General features: G+C 69.1%; 8 protein-coding genes. 2 read left to right on the top strand and 6 right to left on the bottom strand.

Annotation, left to right across the window (positions count from 1 at the left end; all coding sequences use genetic code 11):
* Positions 1–91 precede the first annotated feature (91 nt).
* The 4 genes from E1262_RS11910 to E1262_RS11895 form a co-directional block, all read right to left on the bottom strand.
* The gene (locus E1262_RS11910) at positions 92–1,069 is read right to left on the bottom strand and encodes an acetylxylan esterase (protein WP_132103356.1); all 978 of its coding nucleotides are present in this window, start codon (positions 1,067–1,069) and stop codon (positions 92–94) included.
* An 84-nt stretch (positions 1,070–1,153) separates the two neighbouring features.
* Positions 1,154–2,140 (bottom strand): ABC transporter substrate-binding protein, encoded by a 987-nt coding sequence (locus E1262_RS11905; protein ID WP_132103355.1) that lies wholly within the window; start codon positions 2,138–2,140, stop codon positions 1,154–1,156.
* A 62-nt stretch (positions 2,141–2,202) separates the two neighbouring features.
* Positions 2,203–3,234 carry an ABC transporter permease gene (locus E1262_RS11900; protein ID WP_132103354.1) on the bottom strand — a complete coding sequence of 344 codons (1,032 nt, stop codon included), beginning with the start codon at positions 3,232–3,234 and terminating at the stop codon, positions 2,203–2,205.
* A complete protein-coding gene (locus tag E1262_RS11895) occupies positions 3,231–4,751 on the bottom strand; it encodes a sugar ABC transporter ATP-binding protein (RefSeq protein ID WP_132103353.1) in 1,521 nt (506 codons plus the stop codon). Before E1262_RS11895 ends, E1262_RS11900 begins: the two co-directional genes overlap by 4 nt.
* 225 nt (positions 4,752–4,976) lie before the next feature.
* Here E1262_RS11895 and E1262_RS11890 point away from each other — a divergent pair, with 225 nt between their 5' ends.
* Both E1262_RS11890 and ybaK read left to right on the top strand, forming a co-directional pair.
* Positions 4,977–8,147 carry a glycosyl hydrolase family 95 catalytic domain-containing protein gene (locus tag E1262_RS11890; RefSeq protein ID WP_132103352.1) on the top strand — a complete coding sequence of 1,057 codons (3,171 nt, stop codon included), beginning with the start codon at positions 4,977–4,979 and terminating at the stop codon, positions 8,145–8,147.
* A gap of 110 nt (positions 8,148–8,257) precedes the next feature.
* A complete protein-coding gene (gene ybaK / locus E1262_RS11885) occupies positions 8,258–8,755 on the top strand; it encodes a Cys-tRNA(Pro) deacylase (protein ID WP_132103351.1) in 498 nt (165 codons plus the stop codon).
* Here the strand turns inward: ybaK and E1262_RS11880 are convergent.
* Both E1262_RS11880 and dnaE read right to left on the bottom strand, forming a co-directional pair.
* A complete protein-coding gene (locus tag E1262_RS11880; RefSeq protein ID WP_132103350.1) occupies positions 8,752–9,288 on the bottom strand; it encodes a DUF2567 domain-containing protein in 537 nt (178 codons plus the stop codon). The genes ybaK and E1262_RS11880 overlap by 4 nt on opposite strands.
* Positions 9,273–12,743: a DNA polymerase III subunit alpha gene (dnaE, locus tag E1262_RS11875; protein ID WP_132103427.1), complete on the bottom strand. Its 3,471-nt coding sequence runs from the start codon at positions 12,741–12,743 to the stop codon at positions 9,273–9,275. The genes E1262_RS11880 and dnaE overlap by 16 nt, the downstream gene beginning before the upstream one ends.
* Positions 12,744–12,924: the final 181 nt, after the last annotated feature.

Below are 12,924 nucleotides of genomic sequence, written 5' to 3'. Positions count from 1 at the left end.
AAGGGCCCATCAGCGTGATCAGGTGCGCCGGCGCTCGCTCAGGCGCCGCGAGCGCACCCGATCACGGGCGGCCGGGATCGCGGGTGGTGCCTCAGGCGACGCCCTTCACGACGTCGCGCAGCCAGCGCAGCTGCTCGCGCGTCTGGAACGTCTGGCCGCCCTCGTGCTTGTTGTACGGCCAGACCTTGATCTCCTTCGGCCCGGCGTAGTGGTTGTACGAGCCGAACACCGTCGACGGCGGGCAGGTGGTGTCCATGAGCGCGACGCTGTAGAGGGCCGGCGTCGTGGCCCGGGCGGCGAAGTTCATGCCGTCGAAGTAGGACAGCGTGCGGAACACCTGCTCCTCGTGGTCGCGGTGGATGGACAGGTACCGCGCGATCTCGTAGTACGGCTGGGTGTCGACGATCTCCGTCGCCCGCCGGAACCCGGTCAGGAACGGCACGTCGATCATCGCGCCGATCAGCCCGGACCGCAGACCCGCCACCGCCGTCGCGATACCGCCGCCCTGGCTGCCGCCACCGATCACCACGCGCGAGGCGTCCACCAGTGGATGGGACGCCGCGGCGTCGACGGCGCGGACGGCGTCGGTGAAGACGCGGCGGTAGTAGTAGTCGTCCGGGTCGAGCACGCCGCGGGTCATGAAGCCTGGCGTCTGCGCGTTCTGCCCGCCGGTGGGGTCGGGGGTGTCACCGGGCGACCCGGCCGAGCCCTGGCCGCGGGTGTCCATGACGAACGTCGCGAACCCGGCGACCGCTGCGGCCAGCCAGTCGTGCGGGAAGCCGCGGCCGCCGCCGTAGCCGATGTAGTGCACGACGGCGGGCAGCGGCTCGGAGGCGCCGGTCGGGACGATCAGCCAGCCGGCGATCCGGTGCCCGCCCCAGCCGGAGAACCGCACGTCATACACGTCGACGAGGCTCAACGCGGCGTCGTACGGGGTGAACCGCGGGTCGAGCGGGAACTGCGCGGCCTCGGCCAGCGTCCGGGACCAGAACTCATCGAAGTCGGGCTGCTCGTCGCGCTCCGGGCGGTAGTCGCGCAGCTCCGAGAGGGGCTTGTCGAACAACGGCATGGGCGGATCCCTCCGCGTCGTGGTGGACAGGAGCGGTAGCGGCAGCGTAGTCCGCCCGTTCCGCCCGCGCCGTCGCCCATCGCGTCACTCGTAGAGGACTGCCTGGATCTCCTCGTCGTCGATGTTGGTCGCGTCGTACCAGAAGAAGCCGGTGTCGATGGTCTCCGGCAGCTCCTCGCCGTCCAGCGCCATGACCGCCGCCCGGACCGTCTCGTAGCCGATCCCGACGGGATTCTGGGTGATGGCGCCGGCCATGACGCCGCTTCGGATCGCCTCGATCTGTGCCTGCCCGGAGTCGAAACCCACGATCACGATCTCACCGGCCATGCCCAGCTCGTTGACGGCGTTGACCACGCCGATCGCCGAGCCCTCGTTGGCGCCGTAGATGCCGGCGAGGTCCGGGTTGCCCTGGATGATCGCGGTGGCGAGGTTGGTCGACTCGAGGTGGTCACCGCCGCCGTACTGGATGTCGACGATCTCCACGTCCGGGGCGTTCTCCTCGATGTACTCGACGAAGCCGTCGCGCCGTTCGACGCCGGTCACGCTGGTCTGGTCGTGGACCACCAGGGCGACCTGCCCCTCACCGCCGATCAGCTCGACCATCTTCTCGGCGGCCAGTGCCGCGGCCGCGCGGTTGTCCGTCGCCGCCGTCGTCAGTGGCACGTCGCTCTCAACCCCGGAGTCGAAGGCGATGACCGGAATGTCCCTGCTGGCAGCCTCGTCCATCAGCGGCGTGGCCGCCTGGCTGTCCAGCGCCGCGAAGCCCAAGGCGTCCGGATCGCGGTCGATGGCGGCCTGCAGCATGTCGATCTGCTGCGCCACCTCGGACTCGGAGTCTGGACCCTCGAACGACACCTCGACGTCGAACTCCTCGCCGGCCTGCTCCGCGCCATCCCGGACGGCCTGCCAGAACTGGTGCTGGAAGCCCTTGGACACCAAAGCGATCTGCGGCCGGTCGCCACCACCGTCCCCGGTGTCGCCGGACGCCGTCGAGTCGTCGTCTCCACCGCACGCGGCGAGAACCAGGGCAGCGGCGATGCCGACGCCCACGGCTGTCAATCGATTGCTCATCGTCTGCTCCATTGTGTCGTTTGTCGACTGTGTCGTTCGTCGAGCGATGCCGGGACCGGCCGCTAGCCGTCCTTGCCCCGACGAAGGTTGTCCGTGTAAACGGCCACCAAGATGACCAGGCCGATGATCACCGTCTGCCACTCCTGCGGAATGGACATGATGCGCAGCCCGTTGGTGACCGTTCCCACGATCAGCGCCCCGATCAGCGTCCCGACGATGCTGCCCTTGCCGCCCTGCAGCGACGTACCGCCGATCACCACAGCGGCGATGGCCTGCAGCTCGTATCCAATGCCGAGCGACGGCTGCGCCGAGTTCAGCCGCGCTGCCAGCACGACGCCCGCGATTCCCATGAACAGCCCGGAGAGCGTGTAGATGAGGATCTTCCACTTCCGCACGTCGATGCCGGAGATGTCGGCGGCTTCCTCGTTGCTGCCGATGGCGAACGTGTAGCGACCCAGCAGCGACTTGCGGAGGATGACTGCTCCGAGCGCCGTCAGGGCGAACAGGATGATGACCGCATTGGGCAGGTCGACGCCCGGAATCAGCTCGCCCAGGGAGATGTCGGTGAAGCCGGCCGCGTCGGTGAAGTAGATCGGCGCGGTCCCGGAGATCACCAGCGCCAGGCCCTGGGCGATCAGCATCATGGCCAGGGTGGCGATGAACGGCGGGATCTTCAGCACCGCGATGTTGAAGCCGTTGACGAGGCCCATCAGCGCCCCGCTGAGGATGCCGCCGATCACGCCGAGGAGCAGCGGCCACCCCAGGTTCGTGAGGAAGACGCCGGTCATGACCGCCGCCAACGTCATGCCGGTACCGAGGGACAGCTCGATGCCGCCGCTGATGATGACGAACGTCGTGCCCAGGGCCAGGATGCCGATGACGGCGGTCGACAGCAGGATGCCCGTGATGTTCGACCACGTGAGGAAGTTGCTGTCGGCGACGGAGAAGAAGAGGACCAGCGCGATGAGGCTGGCGAAGGCGAGGATCTGCTGCAGCTGCTGGCGGACCACGCCGCGCGACCTCGTCCTGGTGTGCTCCGGCGCGGTGAGAGCCTCGGCTCCCGGCGCGCGCTCGGTGGCTTCGGCGTCCTTCATGCGGCAGCGCCCCCTTGCGCCTCCAGCTGTGTGGCATAGGCCATGACGGTCTCCTGGTCGGCGTCGGCGTTGTCGAGCACAGCGGTCAGCCGGCCTTCGCACATGACGGCGATACGGTCGGCGAGCCGCAGCACCTCGGGCAGCTCCGACGAGATCATGATGATGGACTTGCCTTCGTCGGCCAGCGACCGGAGCAGCGCGTAGATCTCCTCCTTCGCCCCGACGTCGATCCCTCGCGTGGGCTCGTCGAAGATCAGGATCTCGCAGTTGCGCGCCAGCCACTTGGCGATGACGACCTTCTGCTGGTTCCCGCCGGAGAGGTTCTTGGTGCGTTGCCGGATGGACGGGGTCTTGATCTTCAACGACTCGACGTAGCGCTGCGATGTCTGTCGCACCTCGCCGTCGCGGATCAGGCCGAGCGCGTTGACGTGCCGGGGCAGCGAGGAGGCGATGATGTTGAAGCCGACGTCCTGGTCGAGCATGAGGCCGAACCGCTTGCGGTCCTCGGAGAGGTAACCGATGCCCAGCCGGGCGGCGTCGGACGGGCTCTTGATGGTCACTCGGTCGCCGCGCAGGACGATGTCGCCCCCGTCCGGCCGGTCCGCACCGCAGATGGCCCGCGCCACCTCGGTCCGCCCGGCGCCCATGAGACCGGCGAAGCCCAGGATCTCACCGCGGCGCAGCTCGAAGCTCACGTCCTTGAGCAGGCTCTTGGTGGACAGTCCGCGGACCTCCAGCACCGCCGGCCGGTCGCCGGGCCGCGGCGCCGGGCGCGTTTCGCCCTGGATCTGCCGCCCGACCATCATCGAGATGACCTTGCGCAGGTCGATGTCGCCGGCCGGCAGGGTGCCGACACAGGCACCGTCGCGCAGGACGGTGACGCGATCGGCGACCGCGGTCAGCTCCTCGAGGCGGTGCGAGATGTAGATGACGCCGGTACCGTTCCGCTTGAGATCGCGGATGAGGTCGAACAGCGCCTCCGTCTCCGACTCGGTCAGAGCCGCGGTCGGCTCGTCCATGATGAGGATGCGCGCGTCGAACGAGAGCGCCTTGGCGATCTCGACCACCTGCTGCTGGGCCACGAGCAGCGAGCCGACCTTCGCCCGCGGGTCGAGGACGATGCCGAGCCGGTCGAACAGCTCGCGCGCACGCCTGTTCAGGTCCGCGTCGTCGACGAAGAGTCCGAGCCCTCGCCGCCGCTCCCGCCCGATGTAGATGTTCTCGGCGATCGTGAGGTCGGGCATCAGCGACAGCTCCTGATGGATGATGCTGATGCCCAGTGCCTGAGCCGCGTGCGGCCCATCGACGTCGACGAGCCGTCCGTCGATCGAGATGGTCCCTTCGTCCCTCGCGTGGATGCCCGCCAGGATCTTCATCAAGGTGGACTTGCCCGCACCGTTCTCGCCGACGAGCGCATGGACCTCGCCGGCGTCCAGCGTGAAACTCACGTCCGACAGTGCCCGCACGCCGGGAAAGCTCTTGCTGATGCGGTCGATCTCGAGAAGGTGGACGTTCACGGCACTCCCGGTGCGATGTGTCGGCTGACCGGCCGGAATGTCATGAGCCGCCGGACCAGAGATCGGATGAATCCGATCGTAGCGATGCAACAAGGCATGTCAATGGATGTAACCGCACCGAGATCCGCCGGGATCGGTTCCCCTCACACTCGCATCTTGATCAGGACCCTCTCCGGCCCTATCCTCCCGATACATCCGATGTATCTTCCCGAGCTGGGAGCCAGCATGAGTCGACGGAGACAGGCCGGCCTCACCCTCACCGCCATCGCCACCGCCATGGCCACGACATCCTCGATGGCGATCGGCACTGCGTCCACGACCAGCCCGGAGCGCACACCCGTGAGCTCGGAGAGCTCCGACCTCGTCCTGTGGTACGACGAGCCCACCACGAGCTGGGAAAGCCAGGGGCTCCCGATCGGCAACGGCCACTTGGGCGGGGTGGTCTTCGGCCAGATCGGCACCGAGCGCATCCAGTTCAACGAGAAGACCCTGTGGTCCGGCGGCCCCGCGCCCGGCCGGCAGTACACCGGCGGCAACTGGACCTCGCCGCGGCCAACCGCCCTCGCCGACGCGCGCAGCCTCATCGACGAGCAGGTGCAGGTGACCCCCGAGGTGATCACCCGGCTGCTCGGCCAGGGCCGCGACGACTTCGGCTCGTACACGACCTTCGGCGAGCTGCGCCTGGACTTCGGCGCGGCCGACGGCGTCAGCGGCTACCGGCGCGACCTCGACCTCGGCGACGGCACCGCCTCGGTCAGCTACCAGCGCGCCGGCGTCACCTACACGCGCGAGTACTTCGCCAGCTACCCCGACGGCGTCCTGGTCACCAGGCTGACAGCGGACCAGCCGGGCGCGATCGACGTCGGCGTCTCGCAGACCGTCCCGAGCGGCCGCAGCAATACGCAGGTCACCCGCGACGGCGGCCGGCTCACCGTCGCCGGCAACCTCAACGACAACCAGATGCGGTTCGAGTCGCAGCTGCAGGTGATCGCCGACGGCGGCAGCGTCGGCGGCACGGCGAGCGCCGTCCAGGTGAGCGACGCGGACTCCGTCACGATCGTGCTGGGCGCCGGCACGAACTACGACGACGTCTACCCCACGTACCGCGGCGACGACCCGCACGAGCGCGTCACGGCCACCGTCGACGCCGCCGCCGCGAAGCCGTACGACGAGCTGCGCGCGGACCATGTGGCCGACTACACCGAGCTGTTCGACCGGTTCACGCTCGACCTCGGGCAGCAGGCGCCCGCGCTGGCCACCGACGACCTGCGCAGCCGGTACGCCGCCGGCACGCTGCCGCCGGAGCACGCGCGGTACCTCGAGGTGCTCTACGCGCAGTACGGCCGCTACCTGCTGATCTCATCGTCGCGGGCCGGGTCGCTGCCGGCCAACCTGCAGGGCGTCTGGGCCGAGGGCACGTCGAACCCGTGGGGCGCGGACTACCACGTCAACATCAACCTGCAGATGAATTATTGGCCGGCCGAGGTCACCAACCTCTCCGAGACGACGGTGCCGCTGTTCGAGTACATCGACTCGCTGCGGCCGCCGGGCCGGGTCAGCGCCGAGCAGATGTTCGGCGCCGACGGCTGGGTGGTGCAGAACGAGACGACGCCGTTCGGCTACACCGGCGTGCACGACTGGCCGACGGCGTTCTGGTTCCCGGAGTCCAACGGCTGGCTCGCCCGCCACCTGTGGGAGCACTGGCTGTTCACGCAGGACGAGCAGTTCTTGGCCGAGACCGCATATCCGATCATGCGCGAGGCCACCGAGTTCTGGCTGGACTTCCTGGTCGAGGACCCGCGCGACGGAACGCTCGTCGTCTCCCCCAGCTTCTCGCCCGAGCAGGGCCCGTACACGGCCGGTGCATCGATGTCGCAGCAGATCGTCTGGGACCTGCTCACGAACACCGTCGCAGCGTCCGAGGAGCTGGGCGTCGACGCCGACTACCGAGCACAGCTGCGGCAGACGCTGGACCGGCTCGACCCGGGCCTGCGAATGGGCGAATGGGGCCAGCTGCAGGAGTGGAAGATCGACATCGACGATCCTGAGAACGACCACCGGCACGTCTCGCACCTCTACGCCTTGCACCCCGGCGCGCAGATCTCGCCGCGCACCGAGCCGGAGCTGACCGAGGCGGCGCGGATCTCGCTGGAGGCGCGCGGCGACGGCGGCACCGGCTGGAGCAAGGCCTGGAAGGTCAACTTCTGGGCCCGGCTGCTCGACGGCGACCACGCCCACCTGATGCTGCGTGAACAGCTGTCCAGCTCCACGTTGCCGAACCTCTGGGACACTCATCCCCCGTTCCAGATCGACGGCAACTTCGGCGGCACCGCCGGCGTCGCGGAGATGCTGCTGCAGAGCCACACCGGCACCATCGACGTGCTGCCGGCGCTGCCGTCGGCGTGGCACACCGGCAGCCTCGACGGTCTGCGGGCCCGCGGCGCGTACACCGTCGGCGTCGACTGGGCAGCCGGCCTGCCTACCGAGATCCGGCTGACGTCGGACGAGGGCGGCACCGCCGTGCTGCGCAACGCCGCCTTCCACGGCCCTATGCGCGCCTACGACGCCGACGGTCACGTCGTACCGGTCACCGTCGACGGCGACCGGCTCACGCTCGACACGGAGGCAGGTGGTACCTACCGGATCGTCCCTCAGACGCGGGTCGGGGCGGAGGTGTCCGCCGAGACCCAGCGGCCGGGCAGTACCATCCCGGTGACGGTGTCGCTCGCCCCCGCCGACAGGCGGGCGATCCCGACCACCCGAGTCCGGCTGGAGGCGCCCGACGGCTGGCCGGTGACGCCCTCGACGGTCCGGCTGGCTCCCGTCACGGCGGGCACGTCCCGGACGGCGGAGTTCGCGCTGACCATTCCCGAAGGCACCCCGGACGGCGCGTACCAGTTCACCGCGCACGTGGTCTCCGACGACTGGGCGATCCCGGTACGGCTCGGCGTGCAGGTGCTCCGGCCGAACCTGGCACGTGGGAAGACGGCCACCCAGTCCTCGACGGGCTTCGGCGGTGTGCCCGCCCGAGCCGTCGACGGGAACACCAGCGGCAACTGGGGTGGCGGATCGGTCACCCACACCAACTTCCAGGACGCGCCGTGGTGGCAGGTCGACCTCGGCGCCGTCGAGGAGCTGTCCGAGGTCGCGGTGTGGAACCGGACCGACTGCTGCTCCGACCGGCTGACGAACTTCTACGTGCTCGTCTCGGACACGCCGTTCGTCTCCGGCTCGCTCAGTGAGGTGCTGGCGCAACCGGGCGTGTGGTCGTACCACCACGCCGGCCAGGGCGGAACGCCGTCGCTGGTGGACGTGGGCCGCAGCGGCCGGTACGTGCGCGTTCAGCTCGCGGGGAACGACGCACTCTCGCTGGCGGAGGTCCAGGTCTACGGCTGATCACACCGCAGGTGACCGGCAGCGGGCTGCCACCTCGAGGTGTCATGGCTCGCTGTCGATCATCGGCGCGTGCGATGACGAATGCCACCGGTTGGGTCTAGATTGCCCTAATGGGGACAACAACACGCCAGCGCACAGGTACACCGGCCACGCTGGTGCTGGAGCGAGCGGGAGTGCCGTTCACCGTGCACCCGTACCACCACGACTCCTCCGCGCCGTCGTTCGGCCTGGAGGCGGCTCGCGCCCTCGGTGTCGTGCCGACGCGCGTCTTCAAGACCCTCCTGGCCGAGGTCGACGACGAGCTCGTCGTCGCCGTGGTGCCGGTGTCGGGGTCGTTGGACCTCAAGTCGCTGGCTCGTGCCGCCTCCGGCAAGCGGGCGGTCATGGCCGCCACGTCGCAGGCGGAGCGGGCCACCGGCTATGTGGTCGGGGGGATCAGTCCGTTCGGGCAGCGGCGCCGGCTGCCCACCATCGTCGACGAGTCGGCCTACGGCTACCCGACGGTGTTCGTCTCGGCCGGCCGCCGGGGCCTCGACGTCGAGATCACCCCGGCCGACCTCATCAGACTGACGGGGGCCAAGACCGCCACCATCGGCCGCACGAGCTAGACGCCGGGCGGCGCCCACGGGGTGCGGTCCTCGCGGAACAGCGCGACGACCGCGGCCACCACCACGGCCACCATGGACCACACCAGCAGCGCCGCATCGGAGCCCAGCTGCAGCGGGAACAGCCGCTCGACGCCGTCGGCGAGGCCGGACACGTCGTCGTCGGGTCCCAGGAACTCCCCCACGAACCGGGCGATCAGGGACCCGACGACACCCATGGCGGCCAATGACACCAGGACGGCCACCGGGGTGCGCCGGCGCCAGACGGTGAAGACGACCGAGAGCACCAGCCCGAAGCCGCCGCCGAGCAGAGTGAACACGGCGTCGCGGCTGAACAGGTGCTGGGCCTGGCTCGAGTCGTAACCCAAGCCGCCGTCGACCACCACGGCGTGCACGTCGGGCGCCAGCAGCCACCAGAGCACGCCCATGAGGACGCCGGCGACGACGGACGCGACGGCGATGTGGGTGACGACGCGGGCGGCGCTCGGCGCGTTGTGCCCCAGCCGTTCGGCCCGGGTCACTACGACGCCAGACACGTCGGCCCCAGCAGCTGCTTGAGGTCGCCCATGAGTGCCGTCGACGGGGTGACCCGCAGGCGGTCGTCGAGCTTCATGACGGTGGTGCGGCCGGTCCCGGTGAGACGCAGGTGCACCGGCGTGACGCCGGGATGCGTGGCCAGGACGTCCTTGAGCCGCTCGACCACCGGCGGCGTGCAGCGGGTCATCGGCATGGTGACCACGACCGGACCGGACGGGCCGTCGGAGAGGTCGGGCAGGCTCAGCTCGGCGGCGATCAGCTGCGGCGACTCCTCGCGGCGGTCGAGCCGGCCCTTGACCACGACGATCTCGTCCTCGGCCAGTTGCAGCGCGTACAGCTGGTACGTGGCTGGGAAGAACATCGCCTCGATGGAGCCCTCGAGGTCCTCGATCGTGACGATGGCCCAGGTGTCGCCGCGCTTGCTGACCTTGCGCTGCAGCGACGTGATGAGCCCGCCGACGCTGATGGTGGTGCCGTTGGGCACCTCGCTCTCGTCGCTGAGCGCGGAGATCGGCTTGTCTGAGGCGTTGGCGACGACGTGCTCGAGCCCGAGCAGCGGGTGGTCGGACACGTAGAGGCCGAGCATCTCGCGCTCGAACGCCAGCTTCTGCTTCTTGTCCCACTCCGACAGCTCTGGCACCGCGACCTCGAAGCCGCCGCCGGCGTCGTCGCCCGCGCCGCCGAACAGGTCGAACTGGCCGATCGCCTCGTTGCGCTTGAGCGAGATGACGGTGTCGACGGCGTCGTCGACGACGGCGGCCAGCGCCCGGCGGGCGTAGCCGAGGGAGTCGAACGCGCCGGCCCGCACCAGCGACTCGACAACGCGCTTGTTGCAGACGTGCACCGGGACCTTGTCCATGAAGTCCGGGAACGTCTCGAACCGGCCCTTCTCCTGCCGGGCCGCGACGATGCCGTCGACGACGTTCGCGCCGACGTTGCGGACGGCGGTGAGGCCGAAGCGGATGTCGGTGCCGACCGGGGTGAAGTCGCCGGCGGACTCGTTGACGTCGGGCGCCAGGACCTTGATGCCCATGCGGCGGCACTCGGACAGGTACAGCGCCGTCTTGTCCTTGTCGTCGCGGACCGACGTCAGCACGGCGGCCATGTACTCGGCCGGATAGTGCGCCTTGAGATAGGCGGTCCAGTACGCGATGACGCCGTAGGCGGCGCTGTGCGCCTTGTTGAACGCGTAGTCGGAGAACGGGACCAGGATGTCCCAGAGCGTCTTGATGGCGGCGTCGCCGAAGCCGTTGGCCTTCATACCGTCGGAGAACGGCACGTACTCGGCGTCGAGGACCTCGCGCTTCTTCTTGCCCATGGCCCGCCGGAGCAGGTCGGCCTTTCCGAGCGTGTACCCGGCCAGGTGCTGGGCGATGGCCATCACCTGCTCCTGGTAGATGATCAGGCCGTAGGTGGTGCCGAGGATCGGTTCCAGCGCCTCGGCCAGCTCCGGGTGGATCGGCGTGATGGGCTGCTGGCCGTTCTTGCGCAGCGCGTAGTTGATGTGGCTGTTCGCGCCCATCGGGCCGGGGCGGTACAGCGCGATGGTCGCGGAGATGTCCTCGAAGTTGTCGGGCTTCATCTGCCGCAGCAGCGACCGCAGCGGCCCGCCGTCGAGCTGGAACACCGCCAGGGTGTCGCCGCGGCCGAGCAGCTCGTACGTGAGGCGGTCGTCCAGCGGCAGCTCTTCCAGGACGATGGGATCCTTGCCGTTGCGGACGATGTTCTTCAGCGCGTCGTCGAGGATGGTGAGGTTGCGCAGGCCCAGGAAGTCCATCTTGACCAGGCCGAGCGTCTCGCAGGTCGGGTAGTCGAACTGCGTGATGATGGCGCCGTCCTGCTCGCGCTTCATGATGGGGATGGTGTCGAGCAGCGGTGCCGACGACATGATGACGCCGGCAGCGTGCACGCCCCACTGGCGCTTGAGGTTCTCGAGGCCCTTCGCGGTGTCGACGACCCGGCGCACCTCGGTGTCGGACTCGTACAGCGACCGGAACTCCCCGGCCTCGGCGTACCGCTTGTGCTCGGCGTCGAAGATGCCGGAGAGCGGGATGTCCTTGCCCATGACGGCCGGCGGCATCGCCTTGGTGATGCGCTCGCCGACCGCGAACGGGTTGCCGAGGACGCGGCTGGCGTCCTTGATGGCCTGCTTGGCCTTGATGGTGCCGTAGGTGACGATCTGCGCGACGTGGTCGGTGCCGTACTTCTCGGTGACGTACCGGATGACCTCACCGCGCCGGCGCTCGTCGAAGTCGATGTCGAAGTCGGGCATCGACATGCGCTCGGGGTTGAGGAACCGCTCGAAGATCAGCCCGTGCGGGATGGGGTCGAGGTCGGTGATGCCCATGGCGTACGCCGCGATGGACCCCGCGCCCGAGCCGCGGCCGGGGCCGACCCGGATGCCGTTGTCCTTGGCCCAGTTGATGAAGTCGGCGACGACGAGGTAGTAGCCGGCGTAGCCCTTGCTGGTGACGACCTCGGTCTCGTAGTTGGCCCGAGCCCGGACCTCGTCGGTGATGCCGCCCGGGAACCGCTTGTGCAGGCCGCGCTCGACCTCTTTGACGAACCAGGAGACCTCGTCCTCGCCCGGCGGCACCGGGTAGCGCGGCATGTACTTGCCGGCCTCCTCGACGAACTTCACCTCGCACCGCTCGGCGACGAGGAGCGTGTTGTCGCACGCCTCGGGGAGGTCGGCCCACCTCTCCCGCATCTCCGCGGCGGTCTTGAGGTAGAAGTCCTCGGCGTCGAACTTGAACCGCTTGGGGTCGGCCAGCGTGGAGCCGGACTGCACGCACAGCAGGACGGCGTGGGCCTCGTGGTCGGACTTGTGGGTGTAGTGGAGGTCGTTGGTGGCCAGCAGCGGCAGGTTCAGGTCCTTGCCCAGCCGCAGCAGGTCCTCGCGGATGCGGGTCTCGATGTCGAGCCCGTGGTCCATCAGCTCGAGGAAGAAGTTGTCCTTGCCGAAGATGTCGCGGAACTCGGCCGCGGCCTTGATGGCCTCGTCGTACTTGCCCAGCCGCAGGAACGTCTGCACCTCGCCGCTGGGGCAGCCGGTGGTGGCGATGATGCCGCTGGAGTACTGCTGCAGCAGCTCGCGGTCCATGCGTGGCTTGAAGTAGAAGCCCTCGATGGAGGCCAGCGACGAGAGCCGGAAGAGGTTGTGCATGCCGCCGGTGTTCTCGGCGAACATGGTCATGTGCGTGTAGGCGCCGCTGCCGGAGACGTCGTCACCGCCGCCGTCGCCCCACCGGACCCGGGTCTTGTCGAACCGGCTGGTCCGCGGCGTCAGGTAGGCCTCGGTGCCGATGATGGGCTTGACGCCGTACTTCTGCGCCTTCTTGTAGAACTCGTAGGCGCCGAACACGTTGCCGTGGTCGGTGGTGGCCAGCGCCGGCATGCCCTGCTTGGCGGCCTCGCTGAAGAGGTCGTCGAGACGGGCGGCGCCGTCGAGCATGGAGTATTCGGTGTGCACGTGCAGGTGCACGAAGCTCGACGATCCGGAGGAACTGGCAGCACTCGACACGACGTTCAGACGCCTCCTCACGCAGACACTCCACCGGCGTCATAGGGGGTGCGCGCCGGGGACTGGAGACAGCCTATGCCGCGGCTCCGACAACCGGCGCGAGGCGCTCCGG

This window comes from Jiangella aurantiaca (genome assembly GCF_004349105.1).
Taxonomy (GTDB): Bacteria; Actinomycetota; Actinomycetes; order Jiangellales; family Jiangellaceae; genus Jiangella; species Jiangella aurantiaca.
Note: the sequence above shows the minus strand (reverse complement) of the source record. Positions and strands in the feature narration are given on the sequence as shown.